This is a genomic window from Dendronalium sp. ChiSLP03b (assembly GCF_034531165.2).
GTDB classification, from domain to species: Bacteria; Cyanobacteriota; Cyanobacteriia; order Cyanobacteriales; family Nostocaceae; genus Dendronalium; species Dendronalium minutum.
Window position 1 is genome coordinate 13,345 of the sequence record NZ_JAVRBR020000050.1, and the last position, 23,050, is coordinate 36,394.

The following is a 23,050-nucleotide window of genomic DNA, read 5'->3' on the forward strand; positions in this document are numbered from 1 at the left end:
TGTCTTCACGATCTAAACTGCCTGCTAAACTCAAAGTGTTAATCTATAATTCCCAAAATTTGCTCGCTCATCAACTTTAAGAAGTTAAAGATTCTTTTTTCGCTTAGTTTTGGGAATTCTAAATTGAGAAAACCATTCAACAGCAAGGGAAACAAGGTGCTTTTATGAGCAAATGGAAGACATATAACTCAACAAAATGGCAATTTCTTCTATTTGTAGTAGGTCGCACTATCGTTGTTTTGAGCAGCATCGGATTATTTTGCGAATCAAGTGTTGCCATAACCGAGCAGCATCCCATAAATATTGCACAGTTGACACAAACAAACTTGCCAGATGCAAGTGCTGCTGCTGAGGAAGCTTATAAAAAAGGAAAGCAACTATATGAGCAAGGCACAGCAGAATCTCTGTTACAGGCAATTGAATTCTTTGAAAAAGCGCTTTCACTATATCGTCAAGTAGGCGATCGCTCATCACAAGCCTTCACCCACGGTCATCTTGGCAAAATATACTCAGATTTAGGGCAACAGCGAAAAGCACTGGAAAATTTAAATCAAGCCTTATTACTCAGGCGACAATTGGGAGATAAAAAAGGGGAAACTATTACTCTTAACAATATTGGCAATGTCTACTCAGATTTAGGGGAACCACAAAAGGCACTAGAATATTTCCAGCAAGCCTTGTTACTCAAACGACAAATGGGAGATAAAGCCGGAGAAGCTATTACTCTCAACAACATTGGCAATGTTTACTTAAATTCAGGAGAACCACAAAAGGCACTGGATTATTTCCACCAATCTCTTCCTCTCAGGCAACAGGTAGGAGACAAACCAGGGGAAGCTCGTACTCTCAACAACATTGGCTTTGTTTACTTAAATTTAGGAGAAAAGCAAAAAGCGCTGGATTATTTCCGCCAATGTTTGCTTCTATATCAACAAATAGAAGACAAGTTAGCAGAATCTCGTACCCTGAATAACATTGGTACAGTCTACCTAGATTCAGGAGAAAAGCAAAAAGCACTGGATTATTTTCAGCGATCGCTTGCTCTCAAACGACAGATCGGTGACAAAATAGGGGAAGCTAATACTCTCAACAACATTGGCTTCGTTTACTTAAATTTAGGAGAAAAACAAAAGGCGCTGGATTATTTCCAGCAATCCTTACCTCTATTTCAATCAGTGGAAAACAAATTAGGGTTAGCTGCTAACCTCAACAACATTGGCTTAGTTTACTTAAATTCAAGAGAACAGCAAAAAGCGCTGGATTATTTCCAAAAATCCCTGCCTCTATACCAACAAGCAGGCAACAGGGAAGGAGAAGCTCAGACTCTCTATAACATTGCCTCCGTGCAACGCGATCGAGGAAATCTGAATGCAGCCTTGACTCAAATCAAGATAGTTATCAATATTGTTGAAGACCAGCGTACTAAAATTCGCTCTCAGGAACTTCGCACTTCTTATTTTGCTACAGTCCAGGATTATTATCAGTTATACATTGATTTACTGATGCAGTTGCACAAACAGCAACCATCCCAAGGATATGATGCTCTGGCATTGCAAACCAGCGAACGCGCTCGCGCTCGCAGTCTTTTGGAACTGTTGAATGAAGCTAATACTGATATTCGCCAAGGCATAGAACCAAAGTTAATCTCGCAAGAACGCAACTTGCAGCAACAACTTGATACTTTAGAAAAACGTCGCATACAGCTATTAAGTGGCAATCATACCGCAGCACAGTTGCAAGCTTTAGAAACAGAAACTGAGGAACTTCTAGAACAGTATCAGCAATTAAAGGCACAGATTCGCGCCACCAGCCCTCATTATGCAGCGCTGACTCAACCGCAACCTCTTTCACTGGCAGAAATTCAGCAACAAGTGCTGGATGAGGACACCCTACTTTTAGAATATTCTCTAGGGGAAAAGCGCAGTTATCTTTGGGCAGTTACTAATAAAAACATTACTAGTTACGAACTACCCAAACGCGCAGACATCGAAGCAGCTGTTAAAAAGTTCCGTCAAGAAATAACTACCCCATATCTCAGCCATAGTCCATCTATGGATGCTCTATCTCAGTTAATACTTTCACCTGTAGCTCAGCAACTGAAAAAGAAACGCCTAGCGATCGTCAGTGATGGTGCTTTGCAGTATGTGCCATTTACTGCTGTGAATACGCCTAATTTACCAGAAAATAGCAACTATCAACCATTACTGCTCAACCATGAAATCATTACTTTACCCTCAGCATCTACAGTAGCTATCCTCCGACGCGAACACAAAGAACGTAAATCTGCTTCCAAAACATTAGTTGTATTGGCAGATCCTGTCTTTAGCAGTAAAGATGAGCGTCTCCAGGGTAAAATTCCAGTTTCTCGCCCACTGGTTGCACAAAGTAATTTAGACAGTGTTAATTTAACCAGAGCTGCCAAAGACTCAGATATTAACTTTGAGCGTCTGCGCTTTACACGCCAAGAAGCCGAGCAAATTCTAGCTCTTGTTCCAGCTAGCCAAAGCAAACAAGCTGTTGACTTTACCGCTAGTCGTACTACTGCAACTAGTGATGAGTTGAGTCAATATCGCATGGTACATTTTGCGACTCATGGTATTCTCAACAGCAAGCATCCAGAATTATCAGGAATTGTCTTGTCGTTATTTGATGAGTTGGGTAGACCTCAAAATGGCTTTTTGCGCCTGCACGATGTTTTCAACCTGAATTTGCAAGCAGAACTGGTGGTACTCAGTGCCTGTAAAACTGGACTGGGAGAGGAAGTGAAGGGAGAAGGACTAGTGGGGTTAACTAGAGCGTTTATGTATGCAGGTAGTCCGCGAGTTGTGGTCAGTCTGTGGAGTGTCGATGACCAAGCAACATCCGAACTTATGAAAACATTTTATGAAAAGATGCTAAAAACAGGATTAAAGCCTGCGGCAGCATTGCGGGCAGCACAAATAGAAATCTGGCGCACTCAAGATTATACCGCACCTTATTATTGGGCAGCTTTCACTTTACAGGGTGAATGGAAATGAAGTTAGCTTCCCTAAGTTGTATAAATGGAGGCGATCGCTTCTGATTATTTTGTTAGCAAATAAATTTCAGCCTATTGGTATATATGTCTAATCTATCTCAGGTAGGATAGTAGGTTTTTTAACTCGGCATAGGATGTTATTGAATCCTGTGGTTTGGATTTATTTATCATAGTTGTTCCTAGCGATCGCTTGACTGATAAAGGTTGGTTAGTGCGATCGCTTTTGTTTTGGAATTGTGAAAGTAGTGTAACAACTCAACTGGTGGTATATCTGCTAGTCAGTCGGACATTAGGTCAGTAAGTTGTCTATAGAGAGTAAAATTTGTTCCATATCCGGTGTTTACGACTCTATAACGTTTTATATAAGAATTTTTGACTATAAACCAGCTTCAGTAATATGTGCCACTTCTGGCAATAGTTGACAGTTGACTGTCAACTGTCAACTGTCAGCAACTTTAAGCGGTTGTTTTTATTTCTTGAAGTTCCCTTACCTGGGGGATGCGAGACTTCACCTGACGCTGACTCCTGATAACCATCTGGATGGGACGGTTTGGGCCTGTCACCAAACCACGGCGTTGAGGTCGAATTTCATCATTGCTAACTAGCTCTAATTCACGACTGGTAAGGATTTTGGCAATTGCTAATTTCATTTCCAACTGAGCAAATGCTAGACCAATACAGCGTCTTGCACCACCGCCAAAGGGTAAATACTCGTAGGGAGAAAATTGCCGTTCTAAAAAGCGTTCTGGTTTAAACTGTTGAGGTTCCGGATATAAATCTTCCCGTCGGTGGGTTAAATAAATTGAACCAATCACACCTGTCTCAGGTTCGAGTTCGTAACCGCCCAGCGATACATGTGTTTTTAATACTCTAGGAAAAGTCAGCATAGCTACTGGATAAATTCGCAAGGTCTCAGAGCAAACAGCGTTGAGGTAGGGTAATTTAAAAATGGCATTGGGGTCTGGATTATCGCCTAAGCTATCCAGTTCTTGCAGTAACTTTTGGCGGACTGATGGAATTTTGTGAATCCAGTAAAATGCCCATGCAAGAGCTGTTGCTGTGGTTTCATGTCCTGCTAACAACAGGGTCATCAATTCATCGCGTAACTCTTCATCGGTCATCGGTTGACCTGCCTCATCTCTAGCTGCCATAAGTAAGCTGAGAATATCTGTGCGTGATGCGTCTGGTTTTTCTCGACGTTCTTGAATTTCTTCGTATAAAAGTTCGTCAGTGTTCTGCTGGCGGCGCATCTGCTTTCCCCAGAAATTAATCGGGCCAAAATCTCTTTGCAAAGCTGGAAAATAAAGGAAAGCGACACTTAACACAGAACTTCCTTTTTCCAAGAGTTCACCCAAAGATTGTTGTATTTTTTCAGCGCGTAGCCCTTCATCTAACCCAAACACAGCTTGCATAATCACCCGCAGGGTAATAGCTTGAGCAGCAGACCGGATATTGAAGGGTTGGCCTATCTGGTATTGGCTGATGACTTTCTCGGTGATATCACTAATTATTTGACTATAGCTTCGCATTCTTTCACCGTGAAAGGGTGGCAATAACAACTGCCGTTGGCGCTGGTGTTCCGCACCACTGATAGTAATCACAGAACGCTTACCAAGCAAAGATTCAAACACCAAATTCGTATCACCGGGTGCTTCAAACTCCTTGGTATCGTTTGTCAAAATCTGCTGTAACATTTGGGGGTTGCTGACAAATATCAATGGAGAAGAGTTGTTATCTAACCTGAGACTGAATATGTCTCCATATTTTGCAGCACAAGCTTCCATAAATGACATGGGGCTGGTAATCCAACGCAGCATCTGTAATACTGCTGGGCTTTGCGGGCCATATGGTAACTTCATAAATTTTTTTTGTTACTTTATCTCTTTTTTTACATTAACTAACTGAAACTCATAAATTTTTTGGAGTTACCATTTAAACTTCTTATCTTGGGGTTGTGAAAAAGCAATAAACTGTTACAAGCTGAAGGATGTAAAATTTTTGGTAAATTAAACGAGCATCTTCTATAGTTTCGGTTTTTTTAAAAGGTACTCAGCATGACAGCAATTACGCCAAAAGCATCTTCAGCGCTTCCCGATTTTTGCGAAGGAATTCAATATTTTGGCGAAGCGCTACCAGGTTTTGAAACCTATGGTGCAACGCCTGCTGTAGAGTCGGGCAAAGTCGCGATCGCATCTCCTACAGATCCTACTGCTGTGTATCAAACTTTACTTGCTGCTGAGGCTTTACGTTACCTAACATTGCAAGTTACTGGTAGTAAAGCTTCTGGGCATCCAGGCGGATTTGCCAGCCAAGCGGAAGCTTATGCAGCTCTTGTCATGCTGGGATACAAAAACATTATCACGGAAGTAGGACACCACGCTCCCGGATTTTATAGTGCCATGTTCCTCGATCGCTCTTTAGAGGACATGGGAATTTTCACAGTCCAACAATTGCGCGATCGCTTCCGCGAAAAGCACGGACTTTTAGGACACCTCTCTGGTTACATACCTGGTATTCTTGCGCCTGCTGGGCCTTTGGGGCAAGGACAACACTTTGCAATGGCAGCTGCACTGCTACACAGAGATAAGTTATTTCCCTTTACCGTTGGCGATGGGGGACTGGGTGAGCCTTATATTGTAAGTGCGATCGCACATTTCCATACTGCTTATCCAGATGTCACCAACTTCTTACCAGTACTGGTGTGGAACGGTTACAGCCAAGAACACCACAGCATGGTTTCTCTTAAAACCAATGAACAAATGCAAGCATACTGGCAAGGTAATGGTTTTGATGAAGTCGTGTTAGTGGATGCCAAAGACTTTGACGATCGAGACCAACCAGGGGATTATGTTGATAGTACCGTCTTTTCCTTCGAGAAGCGGCTAGCCTTTACCCAAGCAGTACTTTCGGGTGTGGACAAAGCCGCGCGTTCTGCCCTTGATGGCAAGCTTACTGTCTTCATCATTAAACAACTCAAAGGTGCAGGAGTCCACGCCAGAGGTGCAAAATCTCACAACCTTTATCCTAAAGATACGTTAGATGCTCCGCATATTGTCAGTGCTTTACAAGACCGTGCTTTGTCATTAGAGGCTTGGCAATTAGTACGGATAAATGCGGAACGCGCTGGTGGTGGGCCTGCTGCTAAGACTGTGGTGACAGAATTTGAATTACCATTACCAGACTTAGGCAAATTGCCTTTGGAAGAATATGCAGTCGGTGGTGAATCCAAAGTTTCCACAACAGCAATGGGACGATTAGTAGGAATAGTTGGACAGAAGGATAAAAATTTCCTCGTCACCAACGCCGACGGTAACGAAGCATCGGGGATTGCTAATATTAACCAAGCCCTGAAAATTATCCACCCTACAACTGACGACTTATATAACCAAGCACCAGGCGGACAAGTTTACGAACCTTTGAGTGAAGATGCTTGTGCGGGTTTAGCAGCTGGTTTGTCGCTGATGGGTGCGAGAACTTTGTGGTGTTCTTATGAATCTTTTGCCATCAACGGTTTACCAATTTGGCAAACTGTAACACAAGCAATGGCAGAATTGCGCCGTCCAACTCCCTCGACTATTACTTTATTCACTGCTGGCGCATTAGAGCAAGGTCGTAACGGATGGACTCACCAACGTCCAGAAATTGAAGCTTACTTTGCTTCGTTGATGCGAAATGGCAATGTTTTTCCATTATTTCCTCCCGATGCTAATAGTATCCAAGTTTGTTATGACTGGGCATTGAAAACAAAGAATAAGGGAATTGTGATTACTGCAAGTAAATCACCGTTACCAATTCGCACCACTTTTGAACAAGTTCGTAAAGGGTTGCGCGATGGTGCAGTGGTATTGCATGAAGTTGCTGGCGATCGGCAAGTTGTATTTGCTGTTATTGGCGATATGACATTAATGCCAGTGTTTGAAGCGGCTGCTTTTTTAGAAAATGAAGGTATTGGTGTCAAAATAGTTTCTGTTATCAATCCTCGGCAGTTGTATCGTCCTGATGATACTGCTTGGGAGACTTGTTCAGAACCCGATGGTGGTTTCTTAGATGATACGAAATTTGCTGAATTATTTGCTGGAGATGCGCTAATTGGTGTGACTGGTGGTGCTGCGGCGATGCTGGAACCAATTATGTTACGGAGTACGGCGAAGCGCGACACCTTCGCTTGGAAGCGTGGGGAAACTACAGCGAGTGCTGGTGAGTTGATGGCGTTTAATGGATTGACTGCTGAGACGTTGACCAAACGTGCGATCGCATTAGTGCATTAAAGCTCAATACGGTTCAGTTAGAGTTAAAACTCTTTGTTAAAGTCAATTTTTTTAACGAACCGCAGAGGCGCAGAGGACTCAGAGAGAAGAGAAAAATGCTGAACTGAACCGTATTTGATTAAAGCTGGAATTGTTTCTAATTTTATCGCATTTATACGTATACAAATGCTTAGAAATTGCGTTTTTACTCGTATATCTGCGTTTTTTTATTTAAGAGAACTTTCGGGTTATTGTCTAAATGTATAATTTTAATTTAAATCAATAATTGAGGATAACAAACCATATTTTCATTTATTTCTCGCAAACCAAATTTTATACTTAAGCCAAAATCACTACTTTCAAAAATATTAATTTGATCAATTCTATAAAATCCATCTTTGAGTGAATCTCCCAAATTTAAAGAAACTAATACAACATCTCCAGGATGTAAATATACTTCTTTATCTATAGGCTGTACCCTGATATATGTTACTTCTCCTAACCAGTTTCTATGCAATCCTTCGCTGTGAAAAACATTAGCAATACACATCGCCTCATCACGAACAGTAACCATCCATATAATCTTTATTAGTAGATAAGTCACTTGCTGCTTCCACACAACCAATGTATTCTTGAGCTAGAGCCAAAGCTGAAACCCCTAAATTTTTTTCTTGAGCAGACAACCCTTGCTTTTGCATTTTCGCAAGTAAAAATTCTACAAAATCTAATGCCTCTTGTTGCTTATCAGGAGGTAATACTCTTACCTTGTCCATAATAATTTCCTCAATGCTCATTTTCTATAGCCTCTCGTATCAACTAATATATTTTAAGCTTTAAAATATTATCTTCGCCGCAACTTTAGTCGTTAGGCACTCAGGAAGATGAGTTGAGGAAATGCGATCGCTCTCCTCAAGGTCACAGCTATTCTAGATAAAATATGAGAATATTAGCTCAATAGCCAGCGATCGCAATTATAGCTTGTGAACCATTTACTCGACACTCATACTAGTATCTATAATGACTCCACAAATCCTAGATAAAATTAGCACACTCCAAGAACAGCGGTTTCTCTTACCTGGCTATTACTCTTGGGAGGAATTTGAGAAAATAGAAGCTTTAACAGCAGATGCGCCAGGTTTGCGAATAACTTATCTTGATGGGTGTATAGAGTTTATGACTCTTGGTGAAGAACATGAGACCATTAAAAGTGTTTTGGCTATATTGCTAGCACTATATCTTTTTGAGATAGGTATAAATTTTATCCCTGTAGGTAGTGCTACCCGTCGGGCTAAAGAAAAGGGTGCTTCATTTGAACCTGATGAATCTTATTATTTAGGGGAAAAGAAAGAAAATCCCGATCTAGCAATTGAAGTAAATATTACTAGTGGTAGTATAGATAAACTAGAAAAATATAAGCGTTTTAACATTACTGAAGTCTGGTTTTGGGAAAATAATCAGATATCTGTATATCACCTCAGTAATGATAACTATGAACAAATTACTCAAAGTCAATTATTACCAGAATTAGATATAAATTTGTTAGCACGCTGTGTTTTAATACCCTCAATAATTGAAGCTAGGACAGAGTTCATCAAAGGAATTCGAGGCTAAGTTAACTATCTTGAGATGTCAGTCTTGCTCTTAGTAGAGAAATGAGTATTATAAGCGAGTTATGCATCAGGCTATCACCTTGATGCAAATAATGGTGTAAGAAATGACTACACAAGTAAAAACCGAAAGAATTAAAATAAATTTAGATTTGTCTCCTGAACTTTATGAGACATTAAACGATATAGCCCAAAAGATTAATGGAGACAATGCTGAAGTGCTGCTAAAAGCGATCGCACTCATGGAAGTAGCAGTAGAAGCAAAGCAAACAGGCAAGCATATCTGGATTGCAGACGAAAACCAAAATCTTGAAACTGAAGTTGTTGGCATTTAGCAGCATGACAAAGATAAAAGATTTATCGAAGATAATTGCTAACAAAGGCGACAAACCATTAGTTCTATCAATAGTCAACTTAGAATCACAAGAAGACGCAGAACTTGAGCGAAAACTGCGGGAACTCAAGTTTAAACAGGAACTGAGGAAAGATTGGATTTTGTTTCTTGTCAGGGATGTAGTTATCTTTTCTGCCGCTATCGCGATCGTTTTTGCGATCGGCGGTTATTCTTTATTCATGCAGATTAATAGGTAACTTATACGATCGTTTATACAAATGTTTCGGTCTGAGTAACTTATAAGTAGTAAATTTTAACTCACTGTAGTTATATATAATACTGAATACTCGATAAAAAAAGCACCCTTTCCAAATCTAAAATTAACTCAGATTTAATATTTTTTGCTTTCCTCACAAGTTCCTCAAATTGTTAGCTTATAAACATACGTATAACCCGAAAACTGCTTAAAAGTTCACACAGGCTAGTTACTATAAGAATCTTGTCAATTATTGCCAAAAATACAAACTTGGTAATTTGTGCCAATTCCGCATCAAGAAACTAAAAAACTCAATTACCAATAAAAACCAGAGGTCTATATGCTGAAAAAGATTTTAGTCGCATTGGATCGCTCGCAAATAGCAAAGCAGGTTTTTGAGGAAGCATTGGCTTTGGCGAAGGGAACACAAGCCAACTTACTACTGCTGCATGTCCTATCACCGACAGAAGAAGGCAGTCCTTACTTACCGATGTTATCCAATATGGAGTACTATCCAGGATTTACTAGTCAAAGCTTTGAGTTATATCAAAAGCAGTGGGATAGCTTTAAGAATGAAGGTGTGGAGATATTGCAATCTTTCAGTGCCCAAGCAAACACAATAGGAATATCTACGGAATTTACGCAAATTGTTGGTCATCCTGGGCCAACTATTTGTAAAATAGCAACTACTTGGGACGCTGACCTAATTATTATGGGCCGTCGAGGTCGGTCTGGGTTAGCTGAACTATTCCTTGGCAGCGTGAGTAACTACGTTCTTCATCATGCTCCTTGTTCAGTGCATATTGTGCATCACCCAATCAGTGTTCAAAACGCTGAGAAAGTTGTTGTAGAAACCACAAATAATTTTTGAAGAAGCATCAATATCAGTAAAATCCATTCAAATATGGGTAGCAATATCCTGGATGATAATACCGCCAAAGTAGTACAAACTATTGGCTCTTCTGGGTGATGCATTCCTACGTAGGCTTTTGATAGAGATGGAGACTACACACGCGTTACGTCCGTGTATGCGATGAAATCGTAGGCATTTATACCTGGAATATGGCAGAACGCGTTTATTTACTTTCAGTCAGTGCCAGGAGGTGAACCTGATGTTACACCATATCCACAAAACTTTGAAAGATGGGAAAAAGTTAAAAGGCAAAAGCAAAAGAAAAATTTCATTTATTTCCCGAAATTCTACCAAAAGTGTAATTTGGTGGCTAACGTGGCTGGGAATTTTAACAATATCAATATATATATTCCTTGGTTTCGGAAACTTCTCATCGCAGATGGTAATCGCTGCGGTTAACAAATTAGAAGTAGCACCAGGAGAAATACTTTATCGATCGCAAAAAAAATTAGACGATCAATTAGGCAATGTTTGGCAAGTTGTCCTGTTTAAGCAAAATTATCCCGGTCAAACGCAGAGTGTAAATCTGCGACTCGTGGGTTTCCCTGGTTCTGCGGAACTTTTCCACCCGCAACCCTTGAAAATCACCACTGCCACCGGACAAGTTTTCACTGCTGCCGATGTTTTCTTAGATGAAGCACCAGCACCCACCATCGGTCAGTATGACTTCAAGGATATCTTGCCTAAATTGCCAACCAAACCGCTAGTACTTGGTATACCTCTTCCTGGCAATCGCTTTATCAACATCTCTGTTCCTCAATCTGTAGTACAGGAATGGCAATTGGTAATGGAAAGTGGGGGATAAGGGAGATGAGGAAGAAATTCAAACTTGTCCCCACATCTTTGCGTCTTTGCCTCCCCGCATCCCCGCGTCCTCTTCTACTTGCGTGTATAACGATGCTTCACCCCAACTGGAAAATATTCTGGGTTGCCAGTTGCGGCTAATGCAACCTGTGGTGTTTGATATTCTGGGGGAACGTAGTTAGCAAACTCACTGTTAAGACGCAACAATTGTGAGAGAATCGAAGCTGCGATCGCTTGCTGCTTGTCTTGGCTATCTTCTACACCTGGCGCTAACTCCACAATCACTGATAAAAATCGGTTTTTGTCGATATCTTCCTTTACCTGCAACACGAATTTACCCGTCACCCATTCTTGAATTAGTGGTTGCTCTAATCCTACAGTCACATTTTCTGGATAGATATTCGCTCCAAAGTAGGAAACCGTAAAATTAGAGCGTCCAAAAACATAGACGAAAGGTAATGGATGAATTCCTTTGAGTGAATCCTGAGTTTGGAAAGACGCAACGCCAGTCGCTACAACGGGGGGAACCCCCGCAACGCGCTGGCTCATTAATCGCGTTTGTACAAGTTTTTCTCGCGGATCGAATCCCCATTCTGCCAAAAACTGGAGCATGGCATCATAACTAACAATCCCACCAGTATCTAAGATGTTGTAACGCACTAGGGGAATGCCATTGTCTCCAGAAAATAGCAATGTGCCGTCCTGAACTTCAAAAAAACGATTTATGGGATCGTACTGTATTAGTGTGGGTAAACGAGATTCTCCAAATAAGGCTCTAGCAGCATCTGGATGTTCTGCTAAAAAACGGCGAATGCAAATACTCAAGGGTGTTTCATTGCCTAATACACCAGCATCCGCAGTACCGTAGAGTGATGCAAAGTCGTAGCAGGGATTTTCCGCACCAATTCTTTGGGCAACTAAACTCCGCCATTCTTCGCTGAATACTTCTCCCGCCATGACTAACTTAATCTGATATTGCTGCCACTCTACACCGCGGGTCATACCAGTATCAATTACATCTTTGAGGAATGGCGGATATCCCAACAATACAACCTGCTCAAAATTTGCACCAAGTTCCTGGATAACACGCAAAATTTCTTCTTTATTGTTACCAGGAGTAATGACGGTGATAGGATAACCTTTGCTAGCCAGATAGCGACAACAATTGGTAGTGAACATACCGCCCACCCAAGTGCCTAAAGTGAAACAAATGACTGCTAAGGTGCGTCTAGTGTTTGCGGAAAAACTATCGTGAAAAATTTGCTCAAAACGTGTAGCGATTTGCAGTTCATCTGTGAAAAAACGGGGCCAAAATGTTGGTTTACCAGTGGAACCGGAGGAAGCAGCTATCATATCGCACGCTTGTAACTGTCCGTAGCGACATAAGTCAGGCAAAGGATAGCGCGATATATAATTTTCTTTGGCGATCGCTGGTAATTTCTGAAAATCCTCAAAAGTTTGGATAGCACTAGGTTCAATCTCTTGTTCTGCCAAAAAAGCTTTATAGGCGGGCACATTTGCAGCCACATCGTAAAATAAAGCTAAAGCTGCTGATTGGCTTGAAGTGTCCAGATGTCGTTGTAGTAGTGTTTCTAGGGGGGTAGATACAAAATCTTCAAATGCCTTGATTGCCCGCTGGCTTTGTGATTTGCAGTTCATGACGCTTGTTGCTCATCCTGAAGTAAAAACAACACCACTGTTGCTTGTTGTCAGTATTTTAGCTATTAGTCATTAGTCATTAGTCAGTGGTCAGTGGTCAGTTGTTATTTGTCCCTCATCTCCCCATTCCTCAGTCCCCAGTCCCCAGTCCCCAATCTCCGTAAAAAGAACTGCATTCGTTGTAGTAACGTAATAAAACCCAATTTATCCTTCAGCACTATGCAGGTTTATTGCAGTAAACAACACGCAAATGATGGCAGTAACCGTTTTTGTACCCACTGCGGTGAGCCATTGCCTCTTGCTGTGGGGCAGGTTGTTGACAATCGCTATCGAATTATACGTCAACTCGGACAGGGCGGCTTTGGACGCACTTATGTGGCGGAGGATAGAAATCAATCCCATCAAATCTGTGTGCTGAAGGAATTTGCACCCCAAGTACAACAACAACAGGATTTACAAAAAGCTAAAGAGTTGTTTGAGCGAGAAGCGAGTGTTCTCAAAAAACTCCAGCATCCCCAGATTCCACGTTTTCACGCTTCGCTACAAGTGAAGATAGGCAGTAAAGATTTTTTCTTGTTGGCACAAGATTATGTAGATGGTGATAATTATTCCCAATTGTTAGAACAGCGCCAAAGTCAAGGAAAGGCCTTTAGCGAAGAGGAAGTAGTAACTTTACTGCAACAAATTTTACCAGTATTATCTTACATCCACTCTCTAGATGTAGTTCACCGCGATATCTCTCCTGATAATTTAATTTTGCGGCGTTTTGATCGTCTGCCAGTGCTGATTGACTTTGGTGGTGTTAAGCAATTGCCCGCTTCTCAAGGTTTTTGGTTCACCAAGTTGGCTGTAAATAATACTTTACTAGGTAAAAAAGGCTACGCACCAGAAGAACAGCTACGGCAAGGTAAAGTATTTATTAACAGTGATTTATACTCTTTGGCGGTGACTGCATTGGTATTGCTTACGGGCAAGGAACCGCAAAAATTATACGACAGCTATCAAGGACTGTGGTATTGGGGAAAGGAAATCAATGTCAGCCCGAAACTAGAATCTGTGTTAAAAAAGATGCTGGCTTATAAACCGAGCGATCGCTATGAAACAGCCGATAAAGTCCTGAAAGATTTACCCTTGGCAACTGCTACTAAAGCGCCAAATACCTATGTTACCAAGCTCAAAACGATGGTAGTTGCCCCTGGAGGTAAACGCCCCAATGCTATTGTCAGTAAAGTCCGTAGCAAAACGCAGTTGATAACTAAAACTATACCTATACCTGGTTGGCTTCGCCCTTTTGTAGTGAGTCTTGGGGGAACCGCTTTAATTGTTTTAACTGGTGCAGGTACGTGGGCAGTGGTAAATGCAGTTATTACCAGCGTATCATCAATTAAAGTACCATCAATTTCGCTACCGCAAATTCCACAGTTACCAAATCCACTTGCTAAACCAGCAAGTGATAAGAACTCTGGTGATAATACTCAAATTTTAAGTCGTCGCCAACAACTAGAAATTCCCGAAGTATTTTTTACACAGATGGTTGATAATTTGTTTTATATTAAAAAGCCAGAATTACAGGGACGCAGTCTAACATCGAAGTCGGAAGACGCTGGTTTACGAAATGAATGGTACAGTACTGCTAGAGATTTATTAGATAAAATAGAACAAGCTGACCTCAGTACAACAGCTCGGCAAAAACTTGGAAGTTATAGTCAAAAAGATTACGACATTTGGAGACAGCAAGCGCGATCGGGACAATTAGGGGACTATACAATTAGCCAACTCAACAAAGACACATATCAAAAATTTGATAGATTGTTTCCCGGTCAAGAGCGTGGGAAACTGAATCAAAAGACTTACGGTCAAATTTGGTATGCGATCGCTGCTGAGCAAGTCAGTAAAGCACAATCTGACAAATAATGAGACGCAAAGATGTGGAAACACGGAGACACTGGGATATAAGGAGAATTTGCGTACTTTGGTTCCCTCTATTGAGCAAACTTCTCTTATGGTCGCCGCTGCGCGAATGGAGGATGCAAAGACAAGGGAGATAATTCTTCACTCCTGTCCTCTGGCTCCTGACAACTGACAACTAAACAATTGACAAATGACTAAAATATATTGTTCTAAAGGTCACGAAAATTCCCCAGGTAGCCATTTTTGTCTCCAGTGTGGCGAAAAGTTGTCAGTTACACCCGTAAGTTATGGTATCCAACCAGGGCTAACTTTGGGCGATCGCTATGTCATTGTGCGTCAAATTGGTCAAGGAGGATTTGGACGTACTTATTTAGCAGAAGATATCAATCGTTTCCGCGAATCTTGTGTTTTAAAGGAATTCTCTCCACAAGTTCAAACCGCTTACGTCGTCCAAAAAGCTGAAGAACTATTTGAGCGAGAAGCAAATGTTCTTTACAAGCTACAACATCCCCAAATTCCGCGCTTCCGGGAATTGTTTCGCATCAACTTGGAAGGCAAAGAATATCTATTTTTGGTGCAAGATTATGTTGAAGGACAAACTTACAACTCTTTATTAAATGACCGCAAACAAAAAGGTTTGCGGTTTACAGAAGTAGAAGTACGCCAACTGTTACAACAAATTTTGCCAGTTTTGGAGTATATCCACTTCCAAGGAGTAATTCATCGGGATATTTCTCCAGATAATTTAATTCTTCGCACCGTTGACCAATTACCAGTATTAATTGACTTTGGCGGTGTCAAACAAGTAGTGGCAACTGTCGCCTCTGAATATTACCAACCTGGTGCAGCTGCGACCCCACCAGCAACCCTACTAGGTAAAGTGGGATTTGCTCCCCCAGAACAAATGCAAACTGGGATGGTATCGCCCCACAGTGACTTGTATGCGTTGGCAGCAACAGTGCTGGTTTTACTGACAGGCAAACAGCCGCAAGAATTAATTGATACCTACACCTTAACTTGGCAATGGCGACGAGAAATCAGCCTCACTCCCATTTTGGGGCAGGTATTAGATAAAATGCTATCCTCCAGACCAAGCGATCGCTACCAATCAGCTCGTCAAGTCCTGGAAGCACTCAACCCATTACCAGTTAACTATCCCCCGACTCAAGCCCCCGTTCCCGCCCCAGATCCCACATCTGTCACTGTCGCTGTCTCCCCGCCTTCTCCAACTCCCCCTGCTTTTTCATCCCCTCAGCCCACAAGCTGGTGGACACCAACAAAAACTATCCTAGTATCACTAGCACTGGCTAGTACTGTGGGAGTAGTTTGGTGGGGAGTTAACCGGGGGCGAAATGTAGAAGATAACCCCACACCAACACCCAGCCCCACCCCAACTGCTAGTCAACCAGTCGATCCCTTGGCGCAATATTCACCAGAAGAACGGCAACGTAAACAAAGATTAAGCGATCGCCGTCAACAGTTGGGTATTGCTGAAAAATTCTACATTAACTTTGTCAATCAAGTGTTTTGGGAGACAAATCCCAGTTTACAAGGACGCAGTCTCAGTAATGGCCCCGAAGATGAGAGTTTGCGGGCAGAATGGGATAAAACAGCCTCGCAATTGATAGAAAAGCTGGCGTTATTGAGTGCCAATGCACGTCGGCAACTAGGTACTTATACTACAGCCGAACGCGATCGCTGGAGAGTTGAAGTTAACCAAATCAACGTTGGTAGTCGTTCTTTGTATGATTTGGGTGATGCTGCTTTCTTCAATGAATTTCCCGAACAGCGCGACAAAGATTTTATTAATCAGCCCATTGGGCAAGTTTGGTATGCCTTTGTTAGCGATAAACTGAATGCCATCCTTGCTCGTAGTGCTTTCCAGAAAATTGTTTTCGATCCTGGTGCTACAAGTAAAACAGTTAGCGGTACTCTCCAACCCGGTGGTGGTAAAGTTTTCATCGCTGGACTGGCCAAAGAACAAGCTATGGAATTGAAGCTACAAGCAAATTCCCAAGTTTTGTTATCAGTCTATTCCCCTTCTGGCAAAATCAAATTTCTGGAAGATTCCAAGCAACGTACTTTGTCAACTAAACTACCAGAAAACGGATTTTATGAATTTGTCGTTGTTTCCACAGCATCAGCACCAGTAGATTATCGACTCAACATCACAGCGGAAAGTCCCACTCCTCCAGCACCACCTACACCTACACTTACAGAAACTCCCACACCTATAGAAACTCCTACGGAAACTCCTACACCTACAGAAACTCCTACTCAGCCTAATTAAACTCTCATCTTGTGAACAGTAGATGATAGAAATTAAATTACTATAACAATACATTAGCCAATTTACGAGGCTGGGGAATAGGGTTGACCTGAGTGAAGAAAGACGACCTAAATAGGTAAGTTTGTGGACAATCTTGGTCAATAAAATAGGCTCAGGTTTTTGAGGAAGCATTTTTATAGTTTTGTGGATATATAGAAAACCTCGGCAGTAAGCTTTCAGATCAATAATGTCATACCAATTCGTAATTCGTAATTCGTAATTCGTAATTAAGAAAGTCCCATTTAGTCTAGGTTTCTGGGTTTGGATCTGTATCATTATTTTTGGGAAATGGTATCAGCGGCGGGATTATTTTGACGGAAATCACAAAGAAGTTGACAGGACAAGTTGACCATAAAAAATAAAAGATTGCCGCATGGTTGTAGGGTTGCTCTGCGTAGGAGCGATCGCGCTTTGCAAATACGGTGACTCTCGCTCCTAGCAATTCTTGGTCACAACTATAGGAATCGTACTTGAATCTTGCTAAGTATACTGAAAAATAAACCTTTGTATGGCAAGCTTCTAGCCAATTTTGTTTTTCAGAAATCAAATATGAGTCCTATAGATACTTCTACGGCTTCTTAAGCAATATTACTGATATTTCAATTGATTTTTATAAATTGGAAGAATAGTTTCGTAATTATACTATGTTTTTCTCTGGACATAGTTGTATTTTTAAAGGAGCAAAGATGTATTGAAGGAGATTTGATTTATGAACTTATTAAATAAAGCCCACTTAAATAAACACTTGTTAAACCAAATACAATATCAGCTTGAGGTCGTAGAAATACATGATTATAATCTGGCCAGACTCTTGTGCAAAATCATTCCCTCTCATTGTCCTTTTGAAAGAACTGTGAAAATTAATGGTCGTACACTTTTCCGCATTCCACCTTTGTGTAAACTCAACCCTCTCTACGAACAAGTAATTGGTCTGCGTTATAAATGTTTGTTGTATTTAGTAGATGTCTGTGGTGAAGATGCTACAAAATATTGCTAAATATAAATTGAATTAATAAAATTGATTTGTTGGTCGCTCGCCAAAGTTAATAGTAATAAAGCCAAATGGACTACTATTACTTCAATACTTAAAGCACCAAACTGTGCCTACAAAAATCAATTCATCATTGCATTCAACAATTCTATTAGTCAATAAAAAAATTATCATCCTACTTTGATGACGAAGCTGGCAGTGGCATAGCTAAAAGCAAAATTGTGAGCAATAATGTAATCAAATAAGGCAAGTTTGACCAGGATCTGAGGGTGTTAGGAATTTGCTCCAAAAATTTAGTAGAGCCATCAGGTTTGAGAAAATTCCCTTTAGCTTTCTTAATCCATTCATCATCCTCAGCGGTTACATACCCACTCAAAATTCGGGCTAGTCGATTAAAGTTATCCCGAAACTTGCGTTCTAGATACAGATAATATACATCCAAGATACCAAATAGTAAAAAGGCGACAAATGCCAACGCAAATAAAGCAGTATTTCGATTGGTAAAACCAAAGCCCACGATCGCTGCCCAAACCGTTAGACCAACCTTCTTAATTTCTAATGAATTATTCGCCATGCGTGCGATCGTACTCTGCAACATCTCGCTTTGCTTGATCCAGTAATCTCGGTTTGCTTCCTTTGGGATTGACATAGGATTTCACCTGGTTTGCGATCGGGCATTACTACTTCACGATCGAAGCCAACTCATTTTACTTGAAAAGATGTTCTTGAAGCTTAAAATATGCAATTTTAGTAAATCGCAAAGTTCTTTTTAAGAGCGATTGCCGATTTGAGCCTCTGAAATTATTCTTGACAATTCAACCATTTCAAAGACTGCTAACATTTATTAATATTCCTGTCACTTCTAAAGCTAAAATGTAAGCATTAAGATGAAGTACCAACTAGTTGCAGTCGGTTCTTTGAGTAAAAATTATGTAGAGACTCTGGAAACAAGCCTCGCGGAGAGCATGGATGCTCTTGGCTTGGATAGACATCAATACTTTGAAGTTCTTAATATTAATCAGAGGGAACAGATTGACTGGGATGGTTTACCAGTTATGGTTTGGTTTGGGGGGAATGAAATCCCTGAACCTGAAGACAGCCATCTCTTAGATTATTTTTTGAAGAAAAGTCTTCCTATCTTTCCAGTTGTTGAAGATCTCAGTAACTACCCAGTTCTAGTTCCGCCTGAATTGCATCGTATTAATGGCTTGCAATGGAATCTTGAGAGACTCACTACCGATCTCCTACGAGCATTTCGACTTTGCAGACAACAACGACAAGCATTCATTTCCTACCGACGACTTGAAACACGTAATGTAGCAGTACAGCTATTTTCAGCCTTGTCCTTACATGGCTATCGCGTATTTCTTGATACTGCCTCGGTTGATTCTGGTGTCGATTTTCAAGAAGCTCTCTGGGGACGCATGGCAGATGTAGATTTACTGATTCTATTGGATTCTCCAGGTGCTTTAAGTTCACAGTGGGTGTATCAAGAATTAGTTAGAGCAAATGATTTGGGGCTTGGCGTATTACAACTCATTTGGCCGGGGCACTCTCGTACTCCTGGAACCGAATTTTGTGACCCTACTATCAGTCTGAACAAAACTGATTTCGTGAATAGTCAAGCAGATCTGAATGACTATTTAACTGATAGTACAGTTTCAAGAGTTCTGTCTGCTGCCGAGACTGCAAGGATACGATCGCTTGGCTTGAGAAGGATGAGTGTGGTTGGAGAACTTGTTGACCAAGCTAAGCTAGTTCACTTAGACGCGGAAGTTCATCCTGTTGATGGTATTAAGCTTTATTGTGGTAGTAATGTTGTTGGGAGTGCAATCCCAATAACGGGATTGCCAGATGCACTTTCAATTCAGCAACAGGAAGGTCTTTTACAGTTGAAAGACCTATCCAGGACTCGTATCATATACATGGGGCTTGGAGCCGACCCTGATTATACTAAACATTTAGATTGGCTTAATCAAAAAGTAGGCTTGCTAACCTGTCAGGTAGATTTACTAGACGATTGGTTAAAAGCGTTATGAAAAAGCTAGAGCCAGTGTTTCTATCAGCCAGCATTCCACATCGGGAGCCTTACGTACACAATTCCGATCCATTGTTGATCCGTGAAGCCATACTCGCATTGGTAGCTGTGGTTGTTCGCAGCCGTGAGTTAGTATTTGGCGGACATCCTGCTATTTCTCCTTTGGTAGATCATGCATCTCGTACTTTAAGTGCTCAAGATAATTTCTATATCTATCAGTCTCGTTGGTTTGAAGATGTCATTCCAGAAGTTGCAAAGAACTTTAAAAATTTGATTTGGACTGACAAGAGATACAGCCGAGAGGAAAGTTTAACGCTCATGCGAACAGAAATGATCGGGTCTCGATCTTTTGGGGCTGCTGTATTTATTGGAGGAATGGAAGGGATTGTTGAAGAATGCGAAATCTTTAAGAAACTACATCCTGATAAACCCATATTTCCAGTGGCATCAACTCTAGGTGCTGCGCTTGAGCTTTTTAATGCTGGTGAAGGACCTCAAGATGATTTTATACGTGAAGAATTAAGAGCAAATAAACGTTACCGCGGATTATTCAGAAAAATTTTAGAAGAAATGTGAGAGTCTATTCAATTCTGTATTGCTTCAGCGCCACAACGCTTAATAGATTCCCATTAGACCTGTCCAAATTTATATTTCGGATAGGTCTATTGCTTTTGTACAGACTGGTTTTATGATAAAAAAACAAATTAACAATTTAACTCACCAAACTTGGGACTCCACCACCCTTTTTGCGTACTGAAGTAAGCCACATCTTTATGTTTCTTGTCCTTCCAGGATTCTTTAGTAGAACACCGCAGCATGGTTTTACTCTGACCATCCTTGAGGTAGCTGTACTCTGACAAAGGTTCTTTGCATACTGGGCAGGGATACGAACTTAGCTTGGTAGCAGACTTTGGAGAATTTTCGCTCCTTACGGTCTGAGTCCGAGGTGGTTCCCAAGTTTTGTTTAGGTCGCTCCAAAACAGCACGACATTTTCACAGCCACTGATGCACTTGAGAAAGTATTTTTTCTTAACTTTACTGCTCTTGATTTTAGCGAGAAAGTTGTTGCACTCAGGGCAACGAGTTCTAGAAGTTTCATATTTGCGTTCAACTGGAGAAGCTTTGGTTTGCTGTGTTGAACTAACCACTACAGTTTTTGCCTTTAATAAAGCTGGTGCAAAGTAATCCTGATTCCAGGTTATCAAGTATTGCTGCCAAGAGTGTTTCCCAAGGGCGATCGCATCGAGGGCATCCTCCATCTTCGCTGTAAATTCTGCCTCTAGTAGATCGGGTAATGCCTTCTGCAAAAATTCATCAACTTCTAACCCCAACGCTGTTGGCTGAAGATGATCCTTTGCCAACTGTACGTAATCCCGCTTTTTGAGGGTGGCGACAGTGGGGGCATAGGTACTGGGACGACCAATCCCTTTACGCTCCATCAGTTGTACCAGCTTTGGTTCACTGTATCGTGGTGGCGGTTGAGTTTGTTTTTTCTCATGTGCTGCATTCTTCAGAGTTAAAGCCTGTCCCTGTTGTAAAGTAGGCAAAATTGAATCTTTACTGAGATTATTCCAGTACCGAGCATAACCGTAGAACTCAATCACCTGTCCTCTTGCTTGCCATAATAGATTTCCAGACTGGGCGATCACCTGAGTCTTACGGAGTTGAGCAGGGCGACATTGAGATGCGATCGCTCGTTTCCAAATCATCACGTACAGATTGAACTCATCAGCCGAAATTTCTTCCCGCAACTGGACTGAGGGACGAAAAACATCTGTGGGACGAATCGCTTCGTGGGCTTCCTGAGCCGATTTGTTGCTGCGGTGTTTTGCTAATTGCTGCGGCACATTCTGCGGGTCATTTTGCTCCAACCACTTACGGGCGCTGGCACAAAATTCCGGACTCAACATCACTGAATCTGTTCGCATATAAGTGATTAACCCAGCCTCATACAGTTTTTGGGCAACCTGCATAGTTTTATCTGGAGAAAACCTCAACTTAGAACCGGCTGCTTGTTGGAGGGTGGAGGTAGTAAAAGGTGGAGGTGGTTGGCGATGAACAGTTTTCCCCTCAAAGAGGACAACTTGGTGAGGATACCGCCGTGCTTCTTCGACTAATCGTGTTGCCTCTGCTTCAGACAAAACACGCTTCGATTCTGGTACTTGTTTACTATTACCTGCTGCATCATCATTAGTTTCAGTTTCTTGCTCTGGAGCATCCAAAACAGAATTAGCCGTTCCTTTGTAAAAAGCACGGAATCCCTCAGCATAATCTACCCAGACATTCCAGTAGTCTTGGGGAACAAAGGTTTGAATTTCCCTCTCTCGCTGGCAGACCAGATGTAATGTGGCACTTTGGACTCTGCCAACACTTTTTGCTCCGTTGTTCAAAGCCCAAACTAAAGGACTGCCCTTGTAACCCACAAGTTTGTCCAGGCAATCTCGGCACAGTCCCGCACCAACCAAATTGAAATCGAGTTTTCTGGAATTAGCGATCGCATTCCTAACCGCCGATGCCGTAATTTCCGTATAAACAACTCGTTTGGGTTCTCTCAGCCCTAGCACTTCCTGAAGATGCCAAGCGATGGTTTCACCTTCCCGATCTGGGTCTGTTGCCAAGACTACTTCATCAACCTGTTTGACTGCGGCTTTGAGTTTCTGAATGGTTTCTTTGGAACGTTGATCGCGAGGGACATAGTTGCATCGCACACTGCCGCCATCCATGCTGAAGCCCAGCGAATCATCGCCAGAATTGCTCAGTTCCCGAATGTGCCCACAACTGGCGCGAACAATCCAATCTGAACCGAGGATTTGACTGAGTTTTTTGACTTTCCCAGGGGATTCGACTACAAGAAGGCGTTTGGGCATGACACCTGCTTTTTGAATGTTTTATATTAGATGCTTTATTACAGTGGACAATTGTATAGTGCATTATAGTATTTATGT

At 41.5% G+C, this 23,050-nt stretch carries 20 protein-coding genes; 13 read left to right on the plus strand and 7 right to left on the minus strand.

Annotated elements, in window-relative coordinates; all coding sequences use genetic code 11:
• Positions 1-164 precede the first annotated feature (164 nt).
• Together RMY31_RS12845 and RMY31_RS12850 are read left to right on the plus strand one after the other, a co-directional pair.
• Positions 165-3,017, plus strand: a complete 2,853-nt coding sequence (locus tag RMY31_RS12845) for a CHAT domain-containing tetratricopeptide repeat protein (RefSeq protein WP_322657631.1) — start codon at positions 165-167, stop codon at positions 3,015-3,017.
• A 153-nt stretch (positions 3,018-3,170) separates the two neighbouring features.
• Positions 3,171-3,317, plus strand: coding sequence for a hypothetical protein (locus tag RMY31_RS12850; protein WP_322657630.1), 147 nt, complete (start codon positions 3,171-3,173; stop codon positions 3,315-3,317).
• 154 nt (positions 3,318-3,471) lie between these two features.
• Here the strand turns inward: RMY31_RS12850 and RMY31_RS12855 are convergent, their stop codons facing one another.
• Positions 3,472-4,875 (minus strand): cytochrome P450, encoded by a 1,404-nt coding sequence (locus tag RMY31_RS12855; RefSeq protein ID WP_322657629.1) that lies wholly within the window; start codon positions 4,873-4,875, stop codon positions 3,472-3,474.
• Between the two features lie 195 nt (positions 4,876-5,070).
• On the opposite strand from RMY31_RS12855, the gene RMY31_RS12860 reads away from it, so the two are divergent.
• Positions 5,071-7,284, plus strand: a complete 2,214-nt coding sequence (locus tag RMY31_RS12860; RefSeq protein WP_322657628.1) for a phosphoketolase — start codon at positions 5,071-5,073, stop codon at positions 7,282-7,284.
• 253 nt (positions 7,285-7,537) lie between these two features.
• Here RMY31_RS12860 and RMY31_RS12865 read toward each other — a convergent pair whose 3' ends face one another.
• Positions 7,538-7,837 carry a hypothetical protein gene (locus tag RMY31_RS12865; RefSeq protein WP_322657627.1) on the minus strand — a complete coding sequence of 100 codons (300 nt, stop codon included), beginning with the start codon at positions 7,835-7,837 and terminating at the stop codon, positions 7,538-7,540.
• Positions 7,821-8,057: a DUF2281 domain-containing protein gene (locus RMY31_RS12870; protein ID WP_322657626.1), complete on the minus strand. Its 237-nt coding sequence runs from the start codon at positions 8,055-8,057 to the stop codon at positions 7,821-7,823. Before RMY31_RS12870 ends, RMY31_RS12865 begins: the two co-directional genes overlap by 17 nt.
• A gap of 223 nt (positions 8,058-8,280) precedes the next feature.
• On the opposite strand from RMY31_RS12870, the gene RMY31_RS12875 reads away from it, so the two are divergent.
• From RMY31_RS12875 to RMY31_RS12895, 5 genes are all read left to right on the plus strand, one after another.
• Complete coding sequence (locus RMY31_RS12875) at positions 8,281-8,874, plus strand: Uma2 family endonuclease (protein ID WP_322657625.1); 594 nt, start codon at positions 8,281-8,283, stop codon at positions 8,872-8,874.
• A gap of 103 nt (positions 8,875-8,977) precedes the next feature.
• Positions 8,978-9,205, plus strand: coding sequence for a DNA-binding protein (locus tag RMY31_RS12880; protein ID WP_322657624.1), 228 nt, complete (start codon positions 8,978-8,980; stop codon positions 9,203-9,205).
• 4 nt (positions 9,206-9,209) lie between these two features.
• Complete coding sequence (locus RMY31_RS12885; protein WP_322657622.1) at positions 9,210-9,461, plus strand: hypothetical protein; 252 nt, start codon at positions 9,210-9,212, stop codon at positions 9,459-9,461.
• Between the two features lie 339 nt (positions 9,462-9,800).
• Positions 9,801-10,331, plus strand: coding sequence for a universal stress protein (locus RMY31_RS12890; RefSeq protein ID WP_322657621.1), 531 nt, complete (start codon positions 9,801-9,803; stop codon positions 10,329-10,331).
• Between the two features lie 241 nt (positions 10,332-10,572).
• Complete coding sequence (locus tag RMY31_RS12895; protein ID WP_322657620.1) at positions 10,573-11,178, plus strand: DUF3122 domain-containing protein; 606 nt, start codon at positions 10,573-10,575, stop codon at positions 11,176-11,178.
• Between the two features lie 74 nt (positions 11,179-11,252).
• Here RMY31_RS12895 and RMY31_RS12900 read toward each other — a convergent pair whose 3' ends face one another.
• Complete coding sequence (locus RMY31_RS12900; RefSeq protein ID WP_322657619.1) at positions 11,253-12,836, minus strand: phenylacetate--CoA ligase family protein; 1,584 nt, start codon at positions 12,834-12,836, stop codon at positions 11,253-11,255.
• A 219-nt stretch (positions 12,837-13,055) separates the two neighbouring features.
• Between RMY31_RS12900 and RMY31_RS12905 the strand changes: the two genes are divergently transcribed.
• Together RMY31_RS12905 and RMY31_RS12910 are read left to right on the plus strand one after the other, a co-directional pair.
• Positions 13,056-14,750 (plus strand): serine/threonine-protein kinase, encoded by a 1,695-nt coding sequence (locus RMY31_RS12905; protein ID WP_322657618.1) that lies wholly within the window; start codon positions 13,056-13,058, stop codon positions 14,748-14,750.
• Between the two features lie 187 nt (positions 14,751-14,937).
• Positions 14,938-17,037 (plus strand): protein kinase domain-containing protein, encoded by a 2,100-nt coding sequence (locus tag RMY31_RS12910; RefSeq protein ID WP_409877902.1) that lies wholly within the window; start codon positions 14,938-14,940, stop codon positions 17,035-17,037.
• A 286-nt stretch (positions 17,038-17,323) separates the two neighbouring features.
• Here RMY31_RS12910 and RMY31_RS12915 read toward each other — a convergent pair whose 3' ends face one another.
• Entirely contained in the window at positions 17,324-17,623 is a 300-nt protein-coding gene (locus RMY31_RS12915; RefSeq protein WP_322657616.1) for a hypothetical protein, read from the minus strand.
• Between the two features lie 162 nt (positions 17,624-17,785).
• Between RMY31_RS12915 and RMY31_RS12920 the strand changes: the two genes are divergently transcribed.
• Positions 17,786-18,073 (plus strand): Mo-dependent nitrogenase C-terminal domain-containing protein, encoded by a 288-nt coding sequence (locus RMY31_RS12920; protein ID WP_322657615.1) that lies wholly within the window; start codon positions 17,786-17,788, stop codon positions 18,071-18,073.
• 169 nt (positions 18,074-18,242) lie between these two features.
• On the opposite strand, the gene RMY31_RS12925 is transcribed toward RMY31_RS12920, so the two are convergent.
• The gene (locus RMY31_RS12925) at positions 18,243-18,716 is read right to left on the minus strand and encodes a hypothetical protein (protein WP_322657614.1); all 474 of its coding nucleotides are present in this window, start codon (positions 18,714-18,716) and stop codon (positions 18,243-18,245) included.
• A gap of 238 nt (positions 18,717-18,954) precedes the next feature.
• Here RMY31_RS12925 and RMY31_RS12930 point away from each other — a divergent pair, with 238 nt between their 5' ends.
• Positions 18,955-20,106: a toll/interleukin-1 receptor domain-containing protein gene (locus RMY31_RS12930; protein ID WP_322657613.1), complete on the plus strand. Its 1,152-nt coding sequence runs from the start codon at positions 18,955-18,957 to the stop codon at positions 20,104-20,106.
• Complete coding sequence (locus RMY31_RS12935) at positions 20,103-20,681, plus strand: hypothetical protein (RefSeq protein WP_322657612.1); 579 nt, start codon at positions 20,103-20,105, stop codon at positions 20,679-20,681. Before RMY31_RS12930 ends, RMY31_RS12935 begins: the two co-directional genes overlap by 4 nt.
• A gap of 128 nt (positions 20,682-20,809) precedes the next feature.
• On the opposite strand, the gene topA is transcribed toward RMY31_RS12935, so the two are convergent.
• Complete coding sequence (gene topA / locus RMY31_RS12940; RefSeq protein ID WP_322657611.1) at positions 20,810-22,972, minus strand: type I DNA topoisomerase; 2,163 nt, start codon at positions 22,970-22,972, stop codon at positions 20,810-20,812.
• Positions 22,973-23,050: the final 78 nt, after the last annotated feature.

What these genes read in the sequence shown, in the direction of transcription:
- RMY31_RS12925 (WP_322657614.1), bottom strand. Translation starts at nt 18,716, where the DNA reads ATGTCAATCCCAAAGGAAGCAAACCGAGATTACTGGATCAAGCAAAGC.
- RMY31_RS12870 (WP_322657626.1), bottom strand. Translation starts at nt 8,057, where the DNA reads ATGAGCATTGAGGAAATTATTATGGACAAGGTAAGAGTATTACCTCCT.
- RMY31_RS12855 (WP_322657629.1), bottom strand. Translation starts at nt 4,875, where the DNA reads ATGAAGTTACCATATGGCCCGCAAAGCCCAGCAGTATTACAGATGCTG.
- RMY31_RS12920 (WP_322657615.1), top strand. Translation starts at nt 17,786, where the DNA reads ATGAACTTATTAAATAAAGCCCACTTAAATAAACACTTGTTAAACCAA.
- RMY31_RS12880 (WP_322657624.1), top strand. Translation starts at nt 8,978, where the DNA reads ATGACTACACAAGTAAAAACCGAAAGAATTAAAATAAATTTAGATTTG.
- RMY31_RS12930 (WP_322657613.1), top strand. Translation starts at nt 18,955, where the DNA reads ATGAAGTACCAACTAGTTGCAGTCGGTTCTTTGAGTAAAAATTATGTA.
- RMY31_RS12865 (WP_322657627.1), bottom strand. Translation starts at nt 7,837, where the DNA reads ATGGTTACTGTTCGTGATGAGGCGATGTGTATTGCTAATGTTTTTCAC.
- RMY31_RS12875 (WP_322657625.1), top strand. Translation starts at nt 8,281, where the DNA reads ATGACTCCACAAATCCTAGATAAAATTAGCACACTCCAAGAACAGCGG.
- RMY31_RS12845 (WP_322657631.1), top strand. Translation starts at nt 165, where the DNA reads ATGAGCAAATGGAAGACATATAACTCAACAAAATGGCAATTTCTTCTA.
- RMY31_RS12910 (WP_409877902.1), top strand. Translation starts at nt 14,938, where the DNA reads ATGACTAAAATATATTGTTCTAAAGGTCACGAAAATTCCCCAGGTAGC.
- RMY31_RS12935 (WP_322657612.1), top strand. Translation starts at nt 20,103, where the DNA reads ATGAAAAAGCTAGAGCCAGTGTTTCTATCAGCCAGCATTCCACATCGG.
- RMY31_RS12905 (WP_322657618.1), top strand. Translation starts at nt 13,056, where the DNA reads ATGCAGGTTTATTGCAGTAAACAACACGCAAATGATGGCAGTAACCGT.
- RMY31_RS12895 (WP_322657620.1), top strand. Translation starts at nt 10,573, where the DNA reads ATGTTACACCATATCCACAAAACTTTGAAAGATGGGAAAAAGTTAAAA.
- RMY31_RS12890 (WP_322657621.1), top strand. Translation starts at nt 9,801, where the DNA reads ATGCTGAAAAAGATTTTAGTCGCATTGGATCGCTCGCAAATAGCAAAG.
- topA (WP_322657611.1), bottom strand. Translation starts at nt 22,972, where the DNA reads ATGCCCAAACGCCTTCTTGTAGTCGAATCCCCTGGGAAAGTCAAAAAA.
- RMY31_RS12860 (WP_322657628.1), top strand. Translation starts at nt 5,071, where the DNA reads ATGACAGCAATTACGCCAAAAGCATCTTCAGCGCTTCCCGATTTTTGC.
- RMY31_RS12900 (WP_322657619.1), bottom strand. Translation starts at nt 12,836, where the DNA reads ATGAACTGCAAATCACAAAGCCAGCGGGCAATCAAGGCATTTGAAGAT.
- RMY31_RS12885 (WP_322657622.1), top strand. Translation starts at nt 9,210, where the DNA reads ATGACAAAGATAAAAGATTTATCGAAGATAATTGCTAACAAAGGCGAC.